The 19,678-nt window shown below is 71.9% G+C and carries 19 protein-coding genes; 5 read left to right on the top strand and 14 right to left on the bottom strand.

What is annotated here, in order from left to right; translation table 11 throughout:
• Positions 1-9: 9 nt before the first annotated feature.
• Positions 10-1,299 (bottom strand): thymidine phosphorylase, encoded by a 1,290-nt coding sequence (locus SGUI_RS15815; RefSeq protein WP_066641867.1) that lies wholly within the window; start codon positions 1,297-1,299, stop codon positions 10-12.
• A 60-nt stretch (positions 1,300-1,359) separates the two neighbouring features.
• Entirely contained in the window at positions 1,360-2,049 is a 690-nt protein-coding gene (locus SGUI_RS15810) for a hypothetical protein (protein ID WP_157621879.1), read from the bottom strand.
• 159 nt (positions 2,050-2,208) lie between these two features.
• Here SGUI_RS15810 and SGUI_RS15805 point away from each other — a divergent pair, with 159 nt between their 5' ends.
• Positions 2,209-2,781: a hypothetical protein gene (locus SGUI_RS15805; protein WP_066641863.1), complete on the top strand. Its 573-nt coding sequence runs from the start codon at positions 2,209-2,211 to the stop codon at positions 2,779-2,781.
• A 680-nt stretch (positions 2,782-3,461) separates the two neighbouring features.
• Here SGUI_RS15805 and SGUI_RS15800 read toward each other — a convergent pair.
• The 8 genes from SGUI_RS15800 to SGUI_RS15765 all read right to left on the bottom strand — a co-directional run bounded on the left by SGUI_RS15800 (position 3,462) and on the right by SGUI_RS15765 (position 13,071).
• Positions 3,462-4,271, bottom strand: coding sequence for an Ltp family lipoprotein (locus SGUI_RS15800; RefSeq protein WP_083190749.1), 810 nt, complete (start codon positions 4,269-4,271; stop codon positions 3,462-3,464).
• A gap of 224 nt (positions 4,272-4,495) precedes the next feature.
• On the bottom strand, positions 4,496-4,846 hold the full coding sequence (locus tag SGUI_RS15795) for a cytidine deaminase (protein ID WP_066643590.1): 351 nt from the start codon (positions 4,844-4,846) through the stop codon (positions 4,496-4,498).
• A gap of 60 nt (positions 4,847-4,906) precedes the next feature.
• Entirely contained in the window at positions 4,907-6,214 is a 1,308-nt protein-coding gene (locus SGUI_RS15790) for an ABC transporter permease (RefSeq protein ID WP_066641858.1), read from the bottom strand.
• The gene (locus SGUI_RS15785; protein ID WP_083190747.1) at positions 6,211-7,551 is read right to left on the bottom strand and encodes an ABC transporter permease; all 1,341 of its coding nucleotides are present in this window, start codon (positions 7,549-7,551) and stop codon (positions 6,211-6,213) included. The genes SGUI_RS15790 and SGUI_RS15785 overlap by 4 nt, the downstream gene beginning before the upstream one ends.
• Complete coding sequence (locus SGUI_RS15780; protein ID WP_066641856.1) at positions 7,548-9,167, bottom strand: ABC transporter ATP-binding protein; 1,620 nt, start codon at positions 9,165-9,167, stop codon at positions 7,548-7,550. The genes SGUI_RS15785 and SGUI_RS15780 overlap by 4 nt, the downstream gene beginning before the upstream one ends.
• A 163-nt stretch (positions 9,168-9,330) precedes the next feature.
• Positions 9,331-10,497, bottom strand: a complete 1,167-nt coding sequence (locus SGUI_RS15775; RefSeq protein ID WP_066641854.1) for a BMP family lipoprotein — start codon at positions 10,495-10,497, stop codon at positions 9,331-9,333.
• Positions 10,498-10,641: 144 nt separating this feature from the next.
• The gene (locus SGUI_RS15770; protein WP_237141387.1) at positions 10,642-11,898 is read right to left on the bottom strand and encodes an amidohydrolase; all 1,257 of its coding nucleotides are present in this window, start codon (positions 11,896-11,898) and stop codon (positions 10,642-10,644) included.
• 72 nt (positions 11,899-11,970) lie between these two features.
• Positions 11,971-13,071 (bottom strand): quinone-dependent dihydroorotate dehydrogenase, encoded by a 1,101-nt coding sequence (locus tag SGUI_RS15765; RefSeq protein WP_083190745.1) that lies wholly within the window; start codon positions 13,069-13,071, stop codon positions 11,971-11,973.
• Positions 13,072-13,095: 24 nt separating this feature from the next.
• Here SGUI_RS15765 and SGUI_RS15760 point away from each other — a divergent pair, with 24 nt between their 5' ends.
• Together SGUI_RS15760 and SGUI_RS15755 are read left to right on the top strand one after the other, a co-directional pair.
• Positions 13,096-14,256, top strand: a complete 1,161-nt coding sequence (locus SGUI_RS15760; protein WP_083190744.1) for a mannose-1-phosphate guanylyltransferase — start codon at positions 13,096-13,098, stop codon at positions 14,254-14,256.
• On the top strand, positions 14,253-15,545 hold the full coding sequence (locus SGUI_RS15755; RefSeq protein ID WP_083190743.1) for a glycosyltransferase family 4 protein: 1,293 nt from the start codon (positions 14,253-14,255) through the stop codon (positions 15,543-15,545). Before SGUI_RS15760 ends, SGUI_RS15755 begins: the two co-directional genes overlap by 4 nt.
• 32 nt (positions 15,546-15,577) lie before the next feature.
• Here SGUI_RS15755 and SGUI_RS15750 read toward each other — a convergent pair whose 3' ends face one another.
• Entirely contained in the window at positions 15,578-16,270 is a 693-nt protein-coding gene (locus SGUI_RS15750) for a hypothetical protein (RefSeq protein WP_066641852.1), read from the bottom strand.
• 127 nt (positions 16,271-16,397) lie between these two features.
• Here SGUI_RS15750 and SGUI_RS15745 point away from each other — a divergent pair, with 127 nt between their 5' ends.
• Positions 16,398-16,949 (top strand): 2'-5' RNA ligase family protein, encoded by a 552-nt coding sequence (locus SGUI_RS15745; RefSeq protein ID WP_066641851.1) that lies wholly within the window; start codon positions 16,398-16,400, stop codon positions 16,947-16,949.
• Between the two features lie 3 nt (positions 16,950-16,952).
• Here SGUI_RS15745 and SGUI_RS15740 read toward each other — a convergent pair whose 3' ends face one another.
• On the bottom strand, positions 16,953-17,255 hold the full coding sequence (locus tag SGUI_RS15740; protein WP_066641850.1) for a LysM peptidoglycan-binding domain-containing protein: 303 nt from the start codon (positions 17,253-17,255) through the stop codon (positions 16,953-16,955).
• A gap of 191 nt (positions 17,256-17,446) precedes the next feature.
• Between SGUI_RS15740 and SGUI_RS15735 the strand changes: the two genes are divergently transcribed.
• Positions 17,447-18,433 (top strand): malate dehydrogenase, encoded by a 987-nt coding sequence (locus tag SGUI_RS15735; RefSeq protein WP_066641849.1) that lies wholly within the window; start codon positions 17,447-17,449, stop codon positions 18,431-18,433.
• Between the two features lie 56 nt (positions 18,434-18,489).
• Here the strand turns inward: SGUI_RS15735 and SGUI_RS15730 are convergent, their stop codons facing one another.
• Together SGUI_RS15730 and SGUI_RS15725 are read right to left on the bottom strand one after the other, a co-directional pair.
• Entirely contained in the window at positions 18,490-18,801 is a 312-nt protein-coding gene (locus SGUI_RS15730) for a DUF3017 domain-containing protein (RefSeq protein ID WP_066641847.1), read from the bottom strand.
• Positions 18,798-19,661, bottom strand: a complete 864-nt coding sequence (locus SGUI_RS15725; RefSeq protein WP_066641846.1) for a bifunctional methylenetetrahydrofolate dehydrogenase/methenyltetrahydrofolate cyclohydrolase — start codon at positions 19,659-19,661, stop codon at positions 18,798-18,800. Before SGUI_RS15725 ends, SGUI_RS15730 begins: the two co-directional genes overlap by 4 nt.
• Between the last annotated feature and the right edge of the window lie 17 nt (positions 19,662-19,678).

The following is a 19,678-nucleotide window of genomic DNA, read 5'->3' as shown; positions in this document are numbered from 1 at the left end:
GGCGGCGGGTCAGCTCACGCGGTCGATGACGATGCTGTCGGCGGTCTCGACCTGGTAGGCGGTGCCGATGGCCCAGGCGCCCTCCAGCGCCTCGGTGGCCCGGCCGAGCCGCTGCGCCTCGTCAGTGTGCAGGGTCAGGAGCGGCTGACCCTTCCTCACCTCGTCGCCGGGCTTGGCATGCATGACGACGCCGGCGGCGGCCTGCACCGGGTCCTCCTTGCGGGCACGTCCGGCCCCGAGCCGCCACGCGGCGACACCCACGGCGAGCGCGTCCAGCCGGGTGAGCACCCCGTCGGCGTCCGCGAGGACCTCCTGGCTCTCCTTCGCCTCCGGCATCGGGGCGTCCGGGTCGCCACCCTGGGCCTCGATCATCCGCCGCCAGACGTCCATGGCGCGGCCGTCGGCGAGCGCGTCCGCGGGGTCGACGTCGGTGACGCCGGCGCCCTCGAGCATCTCCCGGGCCAGTGCCACGGTGAGGTCGACGACGTCCTGCGGGCCGCCGCCGGCGAGCACCTCGACCGACTCGGCGACCTCGACGCCGTTGCCGGCGGTCAGCCCGAGCGGGGTCGACATGTCGGTGAGCAGGGCGACGGTGTGCACGCCGGCGTCCTGCCCCAGCGCCACCATCGTCTCGGCGAGCTCGCGCGCGTCTTCTTGGGTCTTCATGAAGGCCCCGGACCCGACCTTGACGTCCAGCACGAGCGTGCCGGTGCCCTCGGCGATCTTCTTGCTCATGATCGAGGAGGCGATGAGCGGGATCGCCTCGACGGTCCCGGTCACGTCGCGCAGGGCGTAGAGCCGCTTGTCCGCCGGGGCCAGGCCGGACCCCGCCGCGCAGATGACGGCACCGACGTCCTCGAGCTGGTCCAGCATCTGCTCGTTGGACAGCGCCGCCCGCCAGCCGGGGATGGCCTCCAGCTTGTCCAGCGTGCCGCCGGTGTGGCCCAGGCCCCGCCCGGACAGCTGCGGCACGGCGACGCCGCATGCCGCGACCAGCGGCGCCAGCGGCAGCGTGATCTTGTCGCCGACACCACCGGTCGAGTGCTTGTCGGCCGTCGGCCGGGACAGCGAGGAGAAGTCCATCCGCTCCCCCGAGGCGATCATGGCGCTGGTCCAGTCGCCGATCTCCCGGCGGTCCATGCCGTTGAGCAGGATCGCCATGGCCAGGGCCGCCATCTGCTCGTCGGCGACGACCTCCCGGGTATACGCGTCGATCACCCACGCGATCTGCTCGGGGCTCAGCTCGCCCCGGTCGCGCTTGGTGCGGATGATGTCGACGGCGTCGAAGGACTCACTCATGCAGGCCAGTGTGGCCTATCGACGATCCTCGCCGCCGCCGGGTAAGCCGAGCCGGTGGGCTCAGGCATACCGCCCGGTCTGCCCGAGCGCGCTGCACGTCTGGACCACGCGCGCTACCTTGCCGTCGGGCGGCTGCTCCCCGCGTGCCGCCGAGACCTCCCGCTCCAGCCGGCGCAGCCCCGCCTCGAACTCCTTGCGCCCGCTGCCCGGGACGCCGCTGGCGCCGTCGAGCATCATCAGCGAGCGACGGGTCATCTCGTCAATCTCGCCGAGCAGGCGGGTGACGTCGGCGGTCGAGCCGCTGCGGGCGGCCGTGTCGAGCTCGCGCGCGAGGCGGCCGAGGTGGAGCTGGCCGAGTGAGACGACGGGGTCGGTCGAGGTGCTCGAGGGGTATGCCGCACCCTGCGCCGAGGCGGGCTGCGGTGAGGGCTGGGCCGGCGGTGGCTGGGGTTGCGACGGTCCGGTCGTGCTGCGCTGGCCGGGCAGCGGCGGGGGCGGGGTCTCGCCCGGGAACTGCGGGACGTCGATCCGCGGCAGACCCTGCTCGGTGCTGGTGTCCTGCGGGGTCGGGGCGGGACGGGTGCTCTGCCCGCCGCCGACCGACCGGGAGCGGCGCGAGCCGGTGACCATGCTGAAGATGACCGCGCCGATGATGATCGGCACGAGGGGGATGTCGAGGTCGGCGACGATGTTGAGCAGGATGACGACGACGATGATCCCGAACCACGGCACCTGCTTGCCATTCCTCATGGACGCCATCATGCCTCCCTCGTGGTCCGCCCCGGGGCGGAGCACCACCCGTGTGACATCCTGAGCGGCGTGCTCGTCGCTGACATCATGACCCTCGTCGCTCCTCCGGTGACCGATCTGCTGAGGCGTTCACGGACTGGGACGTCGACGCCGCAGCCGATGTTCCCCACGATCGTCGCGGTCCGGAACGACCGGGTCGTGGCGATCGTCTCCACGCCCCGGATCGAGGCCACGATGTCGGCCGCCACCAGCCTGGCCGTCGGGGTGGACCCGCAGGCGCTGGTCGTCGCGGCCGAGGCGCGCGTGGACGACCAGCCCGCGCTGACGTATGCCGTCATGACCCGCGAGCGCTCGGCCCGCTGGGTCCTGCAGGAGGTCAAGGAGTCGGGCGAGGAGGTGCGCTTCGCGGTGCCGGTGGACGGCGGCGAGCCCACCGGCCAGGGTGCGGGCACCCTGCGCCTGCTGGCCGAGGCGATGGCCCAGCGACCGGTGGACGTCACGACGGTGGCGCTTACGAACCGCGGCGGCACCTTCGGCGAGGAGACCTTCCTGCCGCCGGAGCAGGGCCGGGTCGTCATCGACGCCGGCACCATGACGACGCTGCACGAGCGGGTCGCCCAGATCAACGGCCAGGCGCTCTACGTCGCCCGCAGCCCCGAGTCCGCACGCCTCGCCCTCGCCGCCGGCCTCCCCCGCACCTGCCTGCTCGGCGGCGAGCCCACCTCCGCCTGAGCCGCGCCCGGGCATACCCAGGGCCACACGCCCACCTCCCACGGCATACCCGAGTGCGGTCACCTTCCTGCAACCTCCATCGCCCTAGAGAGTGATGAAGGTTGCAGGAAGGTGACCGCACTCCGGGTGAGGGGCCACCTTGACCCGAGGGCGACCGTGCATACCAACCGCCACACGCTCCCCACCCGCACCGCAGTGCCAGGAAATCCCGGTATGCCGGGGTGATAGACCCGGCATACGGGGATTTCCCGGCAGCTCGTGACCACCGTGTCGCACGTGACTGAAGAGACTCCGGAGCGGCGAGCCCACGGCATACCCCGAGTGAGGTCACCTTCCTGCAACCTCCATCGCCCTGGAGAGTGATGGAGGTTGCAGGAGGTTGACCTCACTCCGGGTATGGGGCCGGACGCGGTGGGGGGCGGACCGGAGGCTGGACGCGGGTGGGGCGCTAGGGCGCTCATCGGCGCTCAAAGAACTCGGCGGTGAACCCACGGCATACCGGGAGTCAGGTCGCCCTCCTGCAACCTCCACCACGCTTTAGTGCGATGCGTGTCGCAGTTTCCGACCCGGTCGGGCAGTCGAGACATGGACCGTAGGGATCCGCAGACCTTGGAGTCCCCAGTCCGGAGGCTGCGGCTTCCTAAGCGGCAGCTCCCGTGTCCATGAGCGACAGAGCCTCGTCAGAGGTCTGTCTGATCCACTCCGTAGGTCGCCTGCTCGACCGTGAATTGGTCGCCGTACTCAGAGGAGAGTTGCTCAATCAGTTGGTCCCGAGAAAAGGGAGAGATCTCTAGATAGTTCTGTGCTGCTTCTGCCGCTTCCTCGTTCCAATCCACGTCGGGCTCCACCGCGTCAACTCCAGCGGTCGCCTGCTCCACCGTGTACTGATCTCCGTACTCCGATGACAACTGGTTGATCAAGCCCTGCCGTGAGAAGGGGCCAACATCGAGGTATTGCCGGGCTGAGCGTTCCGCCTGCTCACCCCAGCTGACCTCCTGTTCCAGGTAGTCCACTGCAGCGGTGGCATCTTCCACTGCATACTGGTCCCCATATTCCGAGGACAGCTGGTCGATCAGTCCCTGCCGCGAGAAGCCGGAGAACTCCAGGTAATTGCGCGCCGCTCTGAGCGCGTTGTCCTGGGCCGATGTCAGCCCACTGTCCTCCCCCGGATCTGAGGCTTCTTCAGACGGCTCCTGCTCATCAGCCTCGGAGCCATCTGTGTCCTCGTCCTGAGCCGCCTCGCTCTCATCAGGAGACGAAGACTCTTCCTCTTCTGAAGACTCCGATGTGGCGGGCGATGTCGGGCTTGCGGCATCCTCACCTTCACCCATGGACAGAGCCACCGCTCCGATGACCAAAAGGAGAACGAAGCCGACGAACCCAATGAGCAGGATCTTGAAGCAACCCCCACGCTTCTTCGACGGCGCCTCTGTGTTATCCCCATACGAAGCAGAGGTACTGGGTGCTGGTGGTGGTGTGCTGTTGCTCATCGAGGCAACTCTCTCTCGGTCGCGTCATTGCCTATCGGGATTGTCATCGCCCACCCTACACATGCTGATACCGAAAGGATGCCCTGAAAAGCTGCAAGTCTTTCTTCGCTGCCCCGAATAGCGAACAAAGGTCCGCCGTGAAGGCATGCTGCAATCTCAGTAGCAGCACCAAGCTCAGGCGCGCCGGGCGCGGGATGAGCGCCGATACCCCGAGAGCCGGGCGGTCAGCGGCGGTCGAGGTTCTCGGCGCCGAAGGCCTGGGGCAGCACCTCGTCCATCCGCAGCACGCCTTCGGGGGTCTGCAGCAGGCAGTCGGCCCCGCCGTGCTCCCAGACGAGCTGGCGGCACCGGCCGCAGGGCATGAGCGTCTCGCCGCGACCGTCGACGCACCACACCGCCACGAGGCGGCCACCGCCGCCGGCCACGAGGTCGGAGACCATGCCGCACTCGGCGCACAGGGTCACGCCGTAGCCGGCGTTCTCGACGTTGCACCCGGCCACGACCCGGCCGTCGTCCACCAGACCGGCGACGCCGACGGGGTAGCCGGAGTACGGCGCATACGCCCGGGCGGTCATCTCCACCGCCCGGTCGTGCAGCGGCTGCCAGTCGATCTGCTCGGGCACGGTATGCCTCCCTCAGCTCTTGGTGTAGGGCACGCCCTCGGCGGCCGGCGGGCGGACCCGCCCGACGAATCCGGCGACGGCCAGGATGGTGATGACGTAGGGCAGCATGAGCAGCAGCTCCGAGGGCACGCCGCTGCCGATGGTGGACAGCACGTTGCCGAGGTTCTTGGAGAACCCGAAGAGCAGCGCCGCCATGACGGCACCCCACGGGTTCCACTTGCCCAGGATCATCGCGGCGAGCGCGATGTAGCCCTGCCCCGCCGACATCTCGCGGCCGAAGGCCAGCCCGGAGCCGACGGTGAAGAAGGCGCCGCCGAGGCCGGCGATCGCGCCGCCGAGGATGGTGTTCCACACCCGCCGCACGTTGACCTTGATGCCGACGGTGTCCGCGGCCTTCGGGTGCTCACCGACGGCTCGGGTGCGCAGGCCCCAGCGGCTGCGGAAGAGCATGAACTGCAGGCCGACGACCAGGACGTACATGAGGTAGACCAGGATCGTCTGGTTGAAGAGCACCGGCCCGATGACCGGGATGTCCGCGAGCAGCGGGATGCGGATCTCGGGCAGCGGCATCCGCGAGTTCCACAGCGCCTTGTTGTCCGAGAGCACGGTGGAGAAGAGGAAGCCGGTGAGACCGATGATGAGCGTGTTGAGCACGACGCCGACGATGATCTGGTTGACCCGGAAGGACACCGAGAACCACGCCAGCGCCGCACCGACCATCGCGCCGCCGACCGGCGCAGCCACCAGGCCGAGATAGGGCGAGCCGGCCGCCGAGGCGACGACGGCACCCGCGAAGGCACCGAAGAGCAGCTGCCCCTCGATGGCGATGTTGATGATGCCGGACCGCTCGCAGATGACGCCGGACATCGCGCCGAAGACGAGCGGCACCGACAGCGCGAGCGCGCCCGCGAGCAGCGAGACCATGGGGATGACCGTGCTCCGACCCGCACCGACGAAGGTGAGGAAGGAGAAGACGAAGGCCGCACCCACGACGACGTGCAGCCACACCGGCACCGGCCGGCGGGCGCGCCACCGCACCCACGAGAAGACCGTGGCCCCGAGCATGACGACGAGGAGCACCACGAGGGTGGCCAGCGCCGGCAGCGGGATGTTGGGTATGCGGAACAGGTCGCCGCCGGTGCCGAACTGGAAGGTCGTCCTGGCGTCCGCCGGGGTGTCGAGCACCCAGGCGAAGAGCGTGACCAGGGCGGCGAGGGCATACACGACCGTCGTCTTGAGGCCGACCTTGGGGCGGCCGCGGGTCGGCTCCTCCCCGTCGGAGGGGGTCGCCGGGGCCGGGGCCTGGGTGGGGGTGCTCATGCCGTGGCCTCCTGGGTCGTCGAGCCGGGGCGGGAGGCGCGTCGGCGCCGCGGTTTGTCGGGATCGGGCAGCCGGAAGACGTTGCGCACCAGCGGCGGTGCCGCGATGAGCAGCACGATGAGCGACTGCACGACGAGAACGATGTCGATCGGGGTCGACGTGAGCGACTGCATGAGGAAGCCGCCGGCCTTGAGCGCGCCGAAGAGGATCCCGGCGAAGAAGGTGCCCCAGGGGCGGGACCGCCCGAGCAGCGCCACGGTGATGGCGTCGAAGCCGAAGGAGGCCGCCACCCCCGCCGTGAGCGAGCGCTCGGTGCCCAGCACCTGACCGGTGGCGGCGAGACCGGCGAGCGCGCCGGCCAGCACCATGGTGATGACGGTGATCCGCCCGACCGACATGCCCGCGGTGCGCGCGGCCGCGGGGTTGGCACCGACCGCGCGGATCTGGAAGCCGACGGTGGAGCGCTCCATGAGCCACCACACCGCGATCGTGGCGAGGATGGCCACGACGAAGCCCCAGTGCAGCCGGAAGCCGTTGTCCGGCCACAGCCACTGCGGCACGAGGAGCGGGTAGGTCGCGTCCGGGCTCACCGCCGGGCTCCGCTGACCGGTCCGCCCGGGGTTGAAGCTCGGCTGCTTGAGCATGAAGCTGATGAGGTAGACCGCGACGTAGTTGAGCATGATCGTGACGATCACCTCGTTGGCGCCGAAGCGGGCCTTGAGCACGCCGGGGATCCCGCCCCACACGGCGCCGCCGATGAGGCCACCCATGATCGCCACCAGCAGGTGGATGACCGGCGGCAGGTCGAAGGCGAAGCCGAGCCAGGCGCAGACGATGGCGCCGACGATGATCTGGCCCTGGGCGCCGATGTTGAACAGACCGGCGCGGAAGCCGATGGCGATGCCGAGACCGGCCAGGATGAGCGGCACGGAGAAGACCATCGACTCGGTGAGCGGGTCGACCATCCCGGCGAGGCTGTCGGCCTGCCAGTCGAAGACCGAGCCGCGGAACATCGCGACGTAGGCCTCCCACATCGCGCTCCACCCGGCCGAGAGCGTGTCCAGCGGACGGGCGAAGAAGTAGGTCGCGGCCTCGCGGGTGTCCTCGTCGGCGAAGGCGATGAGCAGGCCGCCGATGAAGAGCGCGAGCACGACGGCGAGCACGGACATGAGCGCGCTGCCGGAGAGGATCTGGAAGAGGACCGAGGGGCGCTCCTGCTCGCGCAGGGTGGCTCTGCTCCCGGTGTCGCCGGTCTCGCCGGGGGGCGAGGCGGCCACCGACTGCTCCTCCCCCGCGTCGGGCCGCTCGGACTTGCTGGCGTGGGGCTGGTCGCTCACGGCTGCTCCTCTCGCTGCTGCGCATCGGGTATGCCGTCGCCGTCCAGGTCGGCGGCGCCCAGCACCGACTGGTGCTGCGCGGCCTGCTCCTGGGCGTCCTCGAGCGGCACCCCGGCCATCATGAGGCCGAGGACGTCGCGGCTCACGGGGGCGCCGTCCTCGCCGGTGGCGTCGACGACACCGATGATCCGGCCGCGGTACATCACCGCGATCCGGTCGGCGAGGCCGAGCACCTCGTCCAGCTCGGTGGAGACGATGATCACCGGGGTCCCCCGGTCGCGCTCGGCGACGACGCGCTTGTGCACGAACTCGATGGAGCCGACGTCCAGGCCGCGGGTCGGCTGGGAGGCGACGAGCAGCCGCAGCGGGCGCGACATCTCCCGGGCCAGGACGACCTTCTGGGCGTTGCCGCCGGAGAGCGTGGAGATGGGGTCGTGCACCGAGGTGTAGCGGACGTCGAACTCCTCGGTGCGCTGCTCGGCGTTGCTCGTCACGGTGGACGGGCTCATGGAGATGCCCTTGGCGAAGGGCTCGGTGTCGTAGAGGTCGAGCACGAGGTTCTCGGCGATGGAGAAGCTCGGCACCACCCCGTCGGTGGAGCGGTCCTCGGGCACGAAGCCGATGCCAGCGCGCAGCCGCTGCTTGACGCCCATGCCCTTGAGGTCCTCGCCGTCGAGCCGCAGCGTGCCGGCGTCGGCCTCCTCGAGCCCGAGGATGACCTCGGCGAGCTCGGTCTGGCCGTTGCCCTGGACCCCGGCCACGCAGAGGATCTCCCCGGCGCGCACGTCGAAGGAGACGTCGTCGACGAGGACCGTGCCGGCCGCGTTGACCACGGAGAGCCCCTCGACCTCGAAGGCGGCGGCGCCGGGGTCGGCCGGCTCCTTGTCGACGCGGAGGCTGACCGAGCGGCCGACCATGAGCGAGGCCAGCTCGGTCTCGGTCGAGCTGGGGCTGGCCTCGCCGACGACGGCGCCACGACGGATGACCGTGATGCGGTCGGCGATCGCACGGACCTCGCGCAGCTTGTGGGTGATGAAGACGATGGAGGTCCCGGACTCCTTGAGCTCGCGCATGATGCCGATGAGCTCGTCGGTCTCCTGCGGGGTGAGCACGGCGGTCGGCTCGTCGAGGATGAGCACCTTGGCCTCACGGGAGAGCGCCTTGATGATCTCGACGCGCTGCTGCACGCCGACCGGCAGGTCCTCGATCTTGGCGTCGGGGTCGACGTGGAAGCCGAAGCGCTCGGAGATTTCCGTGACCCGCTGCCGGGCCTCGTCCAGCTTGAGCGCACCGAGGGCACCGGCCGGCTCGTAGCCCAGCGCGACCGACTCGGCGACGGTGAAGACCGGGATGAGCATGAAGTGCTGGTGCACCATGCCGATCCCGGCGGCGACCGCGTCACCCGGCCCCTTGAAGGTCGCCGACTCCCCGTCGAGCAGGATCTGGCCGTCGTCCGGGTCGTAGAGACCGTAGAGGACGTTCATCAGCGTGCTCTTGCCGGCGCCGTTCTCGCCCAGCAGGGCGTGGATCTCACCGGGTTCGACGACGAGGTCGATGTGGTCGTTGGCCACCAACGATCCGAAGACCTTGGTGATGCCCTGCAGCTCGAGCTTCATCGCGGTTCCTGCTTCATGGCACCTCACGGGGACGGGCTGAGGGAGGCACGGGTTATGCCTGCACCTCGGGTGATGCGGAGGACAGCGTAGCGGCCCGACCCGGTGGGGTCGGGCCGCTACCCGGTGTGTCAGCCGGTCGGCATACCGCCGACGCGGCGAGCGGTCACTGCTGCGGGCTGTTGGTGGACTCGACGACCAGGTCGCCGGAGATGATCTGCTCGCGGAGCATCTCGACGGCCGCGTCGAGCGTCATCGTCTCGCCGTCGGGGCCGGTGACCTCCGTGGAGGTCACGTCGCCCTCCATGTCGTGGTAGGGGGCCAGGCCGACGCCGTCGTTCTCCAGCGTGCCGACGTAGGGCTCGTTGGAGAAGCCGCCGTTGACCGTGTCGGTGACGGTCTGCTCGACCGCAGGGCCGATCTGCTTGAGGACCGAGGTGAGCATGAGGTCGGAGTACTCCGAGGCGGTGAGGTAGCCGTCGGAGTCGACCCAGACGATCTTGACCCCGTCAGCTCCCTCCGCGGCCGCCGCGGCACCGAGGCCGACCGGGCCAGCGACCGGCATGACGATGTCGGCGCCCTGGGAGATGAACTGCTCGGTGAGCGTCTGGCCCTGGCTCTGGTTGTCGAAGTCGCCGGAGAACGAGCCCTGCTGAGCCTCCTTGTCCCACCCGAGCAGCTCGACGTCGGCGCCGTTGTCCTCGTTGAACTTGGCGACACCGTCCGCGAAGCCGTCCATGAAGACCGACACCGACGGGATCTGCAGGCCGCCGAAGGTGGCCACGGTGCCGGTCTCGGTCATGCCGGCCGAGAGGTAGCCGGCGAGGAAGCTGGCCTCGGCGGTGTTGAAGAGGATCGGCTTTGCGTTGTCCAGTTCAATCGGCGCGTTGTCGTTGGCGGCGTCGGTGAAGGCGGAGTCGATGAGGGCGAAGTTGGTGTCGGGGTTGTCCTCGGCAGCGGTCTGGATGGCGTCCTCGAGGAGGAAGCCGACGCCAATGGTGATCGAGCAGCCCTGGTCGACCAGGCCGGCGACGTTGGTGGCGTAGTCGGTGTCGGCCTGCGACTCGACCTCGACGGCCTCGACGTCGAGGGCCTCCGCCGCGGCGTCCAGGCCCTCCTTGCCGGACTGGTTGAAGGACTGGTCGTCGAAGCCGCCGGCGTCGGAGACCATGCAGGCCTTGAAGTCGCTGGCCGCGGCGCTGTCCCCTCCTTCGCTGCTGTCGGCGCTGTCGCCGCCGGCGTTCGACTCGTCTTCGGTGGGGGCCTCGCCGCAGGCGGCAAGGACGAGGGTGGCCGCCGCACCGGCGGTGGCAAGCTTCAGGACCCGACGCACGGGAAACTCCTTTGTCCTGTGGGTATGACGCGAAGATGGTAACCCTGGTGACCCACGAGTAGGACGCAGGTGACGCGCACGTCACCCACAACGTGATGCAAGCGTGACCTGGGCGGTCACATCAGTCACAGGAGTGCTGGCACGTCACGCCCGTGACTCGCTCAGGGCGGTGAAGACCGACCCGGCGAGCAGCTTCGCCGCGATGAGGACAGAGCGCTCGTCGACCACGAGGTCCCCCTGGTGCAGCTCGTAGGTCGGGCCGCCCGGGGTCCGGGTGCCGAGCCGCGCCATCGCGCCGGGCACGTGCTGGAGGTACCACCCCAGGTCCTCCCCGCCCATCGACTGCTTGGTCGGCTGCACGGCGCCGGCGCCCAGGAGCATCATCGCCGCCTTGGACATCGCCACCACCGAGCTGTTCTCGTTGTCGACCGGCGGCACACCCTTGGTGTAGTGCACCGTGGCCGTGACGCCGTAGGGCGCGACGACCGCCTCGACCGTCTCGGTGAAGATCGGCTCCACGACCTCCCACAGCTCGGCGTCGAGCATCCGCAGGGTGCCCAGCGCCTCCCCCTGGGCCGGGATGACGTTGGCGGCCGCCCCGGCGCGGACGACGCCCCAGACGAGGACGGCGGCGGCGCGTGGGTCGAGCCGGCGGGTCAGCGCCGCGGGGACATCGGTGACGACCTTCGCGAGGGCATACGTGATGTCCTGGGTGAGGTGCGGGCGGGAGGTATGCCCCCCGCGCCCGGTGATGACGACGTGCACCTGGTCCGAGGCCGCGGTGATGGGGCCGACGCGCAGGCCGATGCTGCCGACGTCGACCGAGGGGTCGCAGTGGACGGCGAGCATGCGGTCGACACCCTCGAGGACGCCGTCGTCCATGACCTTGAGCGCGCCCCCCGGGTGGGTCTCCTCGGCGGGCTGGAAGACGAGGCGCACCCCGAGGCCGCGGGCCTGCAGGTCCTCCTCCAGGGCGCGCAGCGCCAGCCCGGCACCGAGGAGCCCGACCGTGTGCACGTCGTGCCCGCAGGCGTGGCAGGCGCCGGGCGTCCGGGAGGCGAAGGGGAGGTCGGTGACCTCCTCGATGGGCAGCGCGTCGAGGTCGGCACGCAGCGCGATGCGGACTTTGGGCTCGGGGTGGCCGAGGTCGACGACGGCACCGGTGCCGGGCAGCGTCCGGACGCTCGCCCCCGCCTGGGAGAGCACGCCGGCCACGAGCTCGGTCGTGCGGTGCTCGGTCCAGCAGATCTCGGGCTGCTGGTGGATGTCGCGCCGCCAGGCCAGCAGGTCCTCGGCGCGGGCGTCGACCTCGGCCTCGACCCGTCGCAGCACCTGGGCCAGCGAGCTGGGCTCGGAGGCGGTGGCGCTCTGCTGCAACGGGCGGGTCACGTCGGTGGTCAACGGCTCTCTCCGGTCGGTGTCGGGTCCACCCGCCAGGATACGCAGCCCCGCTCCCCCGCTCCCCCGCTCCCCTCACCCCCGGGGAGCGGCAACCCTGGTCGCCCCGACGGCGTCCGCCACGAGCGAGGGACCGGCATACACGAGCCCGGTGTAGAGCTGGACCAGGTCGGCGCCGGCGTCCACGAGCGCGGCGGCGTCCGTGCCGGTCATGACCCCGCCGACGCCGACGACCGGCCGGTCGGTGAGCGAGCGGACCCGGCGCACGACCTCCCGGGCGCGCACCGTGAGCGGGGCACCGGACAGGCCCCCGGCCTGCCCGTCCGCCAGCGCGACCTCCTCGGGCGCCACCCCCTCGCGCGACAGGGTCGTGTTGGTCGCGACGAAACCGGCCACCCCGGCGTCCAGCCCGACCCCGACCGCCTCCTCCAGCGCGGGGTCGGTGAGGTCCGGCGCGAGCTTGACGAGCACTGGCACCTCTCCCGCGGCCTGCACGACCGCCGTGAGCAGCCGGCGCAGCGGCTCGGCGTCCTGCAGCGAGCGCAGCCCGGGGGTGTTCGGGCTGGACACGTTGACCGCGAGGTAGTCGGCGAGACCGTCCAGGGCCGCCACCGACGCGAGGTAGTCCGGCACCGCCTCCTCCACCGGGGTCACCTTGGACTTGCCGATGCTCACCCCGACGGGGATCCGCACGAGGCCGGCCGTGCGCGCCGCGCGCAGCCGCCCCGCCAGCGCGTGCACCCCCTGGTTGTTGAAGCCCATCCGGTTGATGACCGCCCGGCTCTGCGGGAGCCGGACCATCCGCGGCCGGGGGTTGCCGGGCTGGGCGTGCGCGGTGACCGTGCCCAGCTCGACGTGGCCGAGGCCCAGCGCCCCCCACGTCGGCACGGCGCGGCCGTCCTTGTCCATCCCGGCCGCCAGCCCGATGCGGTGCGGGAAACGCAGCCCGAGCAGCTCGACCGGTTCGCCGAGAGGCACGGCATACCCGGCGGCCGCGACGATGCCGCGCGTCGGCGCGACCCGCCCGAGCAGGTCCGCCGCGACAAGGGTCGCGTGGTGGGCACGCTCGGCGTCCAGCCGCCACAGGGCGGGGCGCGCCAGGTGCCGGTATGCCGCCCGTCCGGCCTCACCGAGCAGTCGCCGGGGGAGCGCGGGAGGGACCGGAGACGCGGACATGTCGGCAACCCTAGACTGACCAGGATGAGCACCCCCTCCCCCGACGCGCACCCCCACGAGGACGGGTTCGACGGGGCGGCCGGCGGGGACGGGGGCGGCGAGGTCGCCGGGCTCACCGCGGTGATCCCGGCCGGGGGCTCCGGCACCCGGCTCTGGCCGCTGTCGCGCCAGAACTCGCCGAAGTTCCTGCACGACTTCCTCGGCACCGGACGTTCCCTGCTGCAGGCCACCGTCGACCGGGTGCGCCCGCTGGCCGGTGACCGGGTCATGGTGGTGACGGGACGACGGCACGCCGACGCGGTGCGCGCGCAGCTGCCAGACCTGGGCGCCGAGGATCTCCTGCTGGAGCCTTCCCCGCGCAGCTCGATGCCGGCGGTCGGGTGGGCCGCCGCCGTCCTCGAGCGTCGTGACCCCGAGGCGGTGCTCGGCTCCTTCGCCGCCGACCACGTCATCGACGACGAGGCGGCCTTCGCCGCCAGCCTGCGACAGGCGGTCGTCGCCGCCCGGGCCGGGGCCCTGGTCACCCTGGGGATCCGGCCCCGCTACGCCTCGACCGCCTTCGGCTACATCGAGCTCGGTGAGGCACGGCCCCTGCCCGGCGCGCCGGACGCGCACCAGGTTCGGTCGTTCGTGGAGAAGCCGGAGCGCGAGGTCGCCCAGGGCTACCTCGAGGGTGGTCGGCACCGGTGGAACGCCGGGATCTTCGTCGTGCGCGCTGCCACCCTGCTCGACCTGCTCTCCGAGGAGCACCCCGAGATGGTGCGCCTGCTGCGGCTGCTCGCCGCCGACCCCGGCCAGCTGGAGCAGGTCTGGGGCTCGCTGGAGGCGGTCGCCATCGACCATGCGGTCGCCGAGCCCGCGGCCCGGTCCGGGCACGTCACCGTCGTGCCCGCCGACCTCGGCTGGGACGACGTCGGCGACTTCGCCTCGCTCGCGACCCTGCTCGAGGAGCGTCCCGAGCACGGCGGCGTCCGGGTGCTGGGCCGGTCGTCCGACGTGGTCGCCCAGGACTCCACCGGCGTCGTCGCGGCGCACGGCGACCGGGCGGTCGTCGTGCTCGGCCTGGACGAGGTGGTCGTCGTGGACACCCCCGACGCACTGCTGGTGACGACCCGCGAGCGCTGCCAGGACGTCCGCGGCATGGTCGCCACGCTGCAGCAGCTGGGGCGGGAGGACCTCACATGACCGGACGACCCGACCCGGGCACCCCCCGCCGCACCCTGCGCGACGGCGTCGGACATCCGCTGGTCACCCGACGGCCACCGGACACACCCTCCCCGTCCGCCGACGGCATACCCGAGGCGCCCAGGCTGGAGCACGTGCGCGTCGCCATCGTCACCGAGTCCTTCCTCCCCGCCCTCAACGGCGTCACCACCAGCGTGTGCAAGGTGCTGGAGTGCCTGCGCGACCAGGGTCACGAGGCCCTCGTCATCGCCCCCGGCACCAGCCCGTGGAGCCCGGTCATGACCCCCGAGCACTACGCCGGTTTCCCCGTCCACACGGTGACCAGCGTCCCGGTCCGCAAGTTCCGCGTGGGGCTGCCGTCCTACGAGATCGAGACGGTGCTCCACCGCTTCCGGCCCGACGTCATGCACGTCGCCTCCCCCTTCGTGCTCGGGGTGCGCGGCCTCGTCGCGGCCCGCGCCCTCGGCATCCCCTCGGTCGCGATCTACCAGACCGACATGCCCTCCTACATCCGGCAGCACGCGGGCCCGGCCGGCGACCTCACGGCGCGTGCCGCCTGGCGCTGGATCCGGCGCATCCACGAGCAGGCCGACCTCACCCTCGCCCCGTCGACGGCGGCGCTCGCGGACCTCGCGGCGCACCAGGTGCCCCGGATCGCCCAGTGGGGCCGCGGCGTCGACGCCGACCTGTTCCACCCCGACCGCCGCGCCGACCCCGGCGCCCTCGCGCTGCGCGACCGCCTCGCGCCCCGCGGCGAGACGATCCTGGGCTACGTCGGGCGGCTCGCCCCGGAGAAGGAGCTGCACCGGCTCACCGAGCTCTCCTCCCTGCCCGGCACCCGGCTGGTCCTCGTCGGCGAGGGCCCGAGCCGGGAGGTCCTGCAGGCCCAGCTGCCCGAGGCGGTCTTCCTCGGCCGGCGCGAGGGTGCCGACCTGGCGCAGGCGTATGCCGCCTTCGACGTCTTCGTGCACACCGGCACCCGGGAGACCTTCGGCCAGACCCTGCAGGAGGCCTCGGCCGCCGGGCTGCCGGTCGTCGCACCCGCCCGGGGCGGCCCGCTCGACCTCATCGAGCCCGGTCGCACCGGCGAGCTCTTCGACCCTGACGTGCGCGGGGCGCTGCGCGCCGCCGTGACCCCGCTCGTCGGACCCGGCGCCGCCGAGGTGCGGGAGCGGATGGGTGCCGCCGGTCGGCAGCGGGTCCAGGAGCGGTCCTGGCCCGCGCTCGTCGACCAGCTCGTGGACCACTACTCGGCCGTGGTCCACGCCGGTTCGCGCTCCGTCGCCTGACCGGCATACCGGGATTCCCGGCGTGCCGGGCACTACTCCTCGACCTGGCGCTCCAAGCGTTGGACGAGGGACTCACCGGTGCGTGGGGCGAGCCGGTCGACGTGCTCCGCGGCAGCGTCGACCTCCCTCGCCAGGTCGCCCGCGTCGACCGACGTGCTCGAGCCGGCCAGGGCCGCGGCCCCGCCCTCGAGGGTCGACACGTGCAGCAGGGTGAGGCCCTGCCGCCCGTCGACCACGTCATCGGCGACGACCACGACCCTCTGCTCCCCGAGCTCCAACCTGCCCTGGCCCTCCTCGACCGCAGGCACCAGCCGGCCCCCACTCCGGGCGTAGGCCGGGTACTCGTAGAACGTCCACTGCCGCCCCTCGGTCAGCCCGGTGATCGCGTCCGAGGCCGTCCAGATCACCTCGTCGACCTCCACCGTCACGTCACGGCCGACCTCGGTCGCCCCACCGTCGTCCCTCGGTTCCTCGGACCTCGGCGTGACGACGAGCACCTGGGAGGCCCATCGCGCGATCTCGTCCGGACCGTCCATCTCCGCGATCGTCGTGCCTGCCCCGACGACGACCGGCGGCGCGGCGCTGGTGGTCGTCTCCGCAGGGGACACCTCCTGGCTCCACGAGCTCTGGTCGGCGACGGTGCCGCAGCCGACGAGCAGTGAGCACCCCACGCCGAGAGCGGCGGCAAGGAGCCACCAGGGGCGCCGACCCTCGCGCCCGGTCACCGGACACCACCGCGAACCCACCCGCTCATACACCTGAGACCTGTCCCGACGGCTCCGGGTTCCACGCGTCACTCCCGTCACGGCGTGCCGCCGCCCGGCTGGGGCCCGCGCATTATGGTGGAGGGTGATGAGCCCTTCCGAGCACGCCGACGAGCGCGGTCAGGCATCCCTCGTCGTCGGGGTGGCGCTGCCGGTCCCCGAGCCGTGGGGCAGCCACCTGCAGCGGCTGCGCATCGGCTACGGCGAGGAGCGGGCCGCCGCGATCCCCACGCACATCACCCTGCTGCCCCCCACGCCGATCACCGAGGACGACCTGTGCTCGCTGGAGGAGCACCTCGAGTGCGTGGCGCGCGAGCAGGAGGCCTTCGAGGTCATGCTGCGCGGGACCGGCACCTTCCGGCCCGTCTCCGAGGTGGTCTTCGTCCAGGTGGCCAAGGGGGTCGCCGACTGCGAACGGCTGGAGCGGGCGGTGCGCACCGGGCCGGTCCGGCGTCCGCTCGACTTCCCCTACCACCCGCACGTCACGATCGCCCACGACCTGCCGTTGGCCGCGCTGGACCGGGCCTTCCGCGACCTCGGTGCGTTCAGCTGCTCCTACCCCGCCGACGCCTTCCGACTCTATGTCCACGACGGGGACGGCGAGTGGCGCACCCGCGCGGACTACCCGCTCGCCGGGTGAGCCTCAGCCGCGCGGGAGCTTGAAGACCTGGCCGGCGAAGACGAGGTCCGGCCGCTCGATCCCGTTGAGCCGCACCATCTCCTCCAGGTCGACCCCGCGCTCCTGCGCGATCCCCGCCAGGGTCTGGCCCGGCTGCACGGTGACCGTGGCATACCGGTTCTGCGACTCCTCGCGCTCCGGCGCCACCGGCGCACCCGCCCCCTGGCCGGCCGGCGCGGACGACGCGGGCTCGGTGCCCGGGCGTGCGTCCGTCCGTGAGCCACGGATCCCGCTGATCGCGTCCTTGATCCGGTCGAACAGTCCCATGTCTCGCTCCTCCTGGTGCGGGCGGCCCGGGCCGGTCGACGACTGGCCCGGCCAGGGGCACCGTACCGGCTCGCGAGCGACGCTAGCCCAGGGCCGACGGCCGCGGCCACTCGGCCGTGGCGGCCACCGCCGGTGGTGCTAGCGTCGAGCGCATCAGCCCCCCAGCCCCGCCACGAAAGAAGGTCCTCCTCGTGAACACCCCCGTCAAGGTCGCGGTCACCGGCGCGGCCGGCCAGATCGGCTACAGCCTGCTCTTCCGCATCGCCTCCGGCGAGCTGCTCGGCAAGGACACCCCGGTCGAGCTGCGGCTGCTGGAGATCACGCCGGCGCTCGGTGCGCTCGAGGGCGTCGTCATGGAGCTCGACGACTGCGCCTTCCCCCTGCTCGCCGGCGTCGAGACCGGTGACGACGCCGACGTCGTCTTCGACGGCGTCAACGTGGCCCTCCTCGTGGGCGCGCGGCCGCGCACCAAGGGGATGGAGCGGGGTGACCTGCTCGAGGCCAACGGCGCCATCTTCACCGCGCAGGGCAAGGCGCTCAACGACCACGCCGCCGACGACGTGCGCATCACGGTGACCGGCAACCCCGCCAACACCAACGCCCTCATCGCGATGAGCAACGCCCCCGACATCCCGACCGAGCGCTTCTCCGCGCTGACCCGGCTGGACCACAACCGGGCGATCGCCCAGCTCGCGGCCAAGGTCGGCGCGCCGGTCACCGACGTCTCGCACATGACGATCTGGGGCAACCACAGCGCGACGCAGTACCCCGACCTCTTCCACGCCCAGGTCGGCGGTCGCAACGCCGCCGAGGCGGTGGACGACCAGCAGTGGATCGAGGACACCTTCATCCCCACCGTGGCCAAGCGCGGCGCGGCGATCATCGAGGCCCGCGGCTCCTCCTCGGCCGCCTCCGCCGCGTCGGCGACGATCGACCACGCCCGCGACTGGCTGCGCGGCTCCCCCGAGGGCGACTGGGTGTCGATGGCGGTCCGCTCGGACGGCTCCTACGGCGTCGAGGAGGGCATCATGAGCTCCTTCCCTGTCACCACCCGCGACGGCTCCTACGAGATCGTCCAGGGGCTCGACATCGACGACTTCTCCCGCGGCCGGATCGACGCCTCCGTCGCCGAGCTCGTGGAGGAGAAGGCGGCGGTCAGCAAGCTCGGCCTCATCTGAGCGAACGCGCGGGCGGTCTCGGCGGTATGCCGGGGCCGCCCGTCCGCGTCCGTGGTTCAGACGATGCGCAGGGTCGAGGCCAGCACCGCGACCGCGGCGCCCAGCAGCAGGAGGGTCGCGACGTCGACCCACCGCCCCCGGACCGCCAGCCCTCCGGCACGGGCGGTGGGGAGCACCGCGCGGAGCAGCGCGAGCGCACCCAGGGTGGCGCCCAGGGCATACCCGTAGGCGCGCAGGTTGGAGGACAGCAGGAGCAGGGCGGCTACCAGCAGGCCGAGCACGGCCAGCCACCACACCCCGAGCACCGGCCCGGCGGGGTCGACGCCCCCGCCCGACAGGTCGTCGGGATCCTGCGCGGCGGGGGTCATCCGGCCGAGGAAGAGCCCGACGCGGACCGTTCCGCCGCCTCGACGACGTTGCGCAGCAGCATGGCGCGGGTCATGGGTCCCACCCCGCCGGGGTTGGGAGTCAGCCAGCCCGCGACCTCGGCGACGTCGGGGTGGATGTCGCCGGCGATCTTTCCGTCGCGCCGCGCCACCCCCACGTCGAGCACCGCCGCCCCGGGCTTGACCATGTCCGGGGTGATCATGTCGGGCACGCCGGCCGCGGAGACGACGATGTCGGCGCGCCGGGTGTGCGCGGCCAGGTCGCGGGTGCCGGTGTGGCAGAGGGTGACGGTGGCGTTCTCGCTGCGCCGGGTGAGGATCAGCCCGAGCGGCCGGCCGACCGTGAGGCCCCTCCCCACGACCACGACCTCCGCGCCCGCGATCGGGACGTCGTAGCGCCGCAGCAGCTCCACGCACCCGACCGGGGTGCACGGGAGCGGTGCCGGCTCGTTCATGACGAGCGCACCGAGGTTGGTGGGGTGCAGCCCGTCGACGTCCTTGGCGGGGTCGACGCGCGAGAGGATCGCGAACTCGTCCAGCCCGGTGGGCTGCTGCACCAGGAAGGCCGTGACCTCGGGGTCGGCGTTGAGCTCGTCGACGACGGCCAGCACCTCCTCCAGGCTCGATCCCGCAGGGAGCTCGCGGCGCACCGAGGTGACGCCGATCTGGGCGCAGTCCTTGTGCTTGGCGCCGACGTACCACCGGCTGGCCGGGTCGTCCCCCACGAGCACGGTCGCCAGCCCCGGCACCACCCCCTGGGAGGCCAGCGCCTCCACCCGGGTCCGCAGCTCGTCCTGGATCGTCGCGTGCACGGCCTTGCCGTCGAGGATCGTGGCGGTCATGCAGGCAGTCTAGGGCG

The organism is Serinicoccus hydrothermalis, assembly GCF_001685415.1.
Classification (GTDB): Bacteria; Actinomycetota; Actinomycetes; order Actinomycetales; family Dermatophilaceae; genus Ornithinicoccus; species Ornithinicoccus hydrothermalis.
The sequence above is the reverse complement of the archived record's forward strand: the minus strand, read 5'-3'. Positions and strand labels throughout refer to the sequence as shown.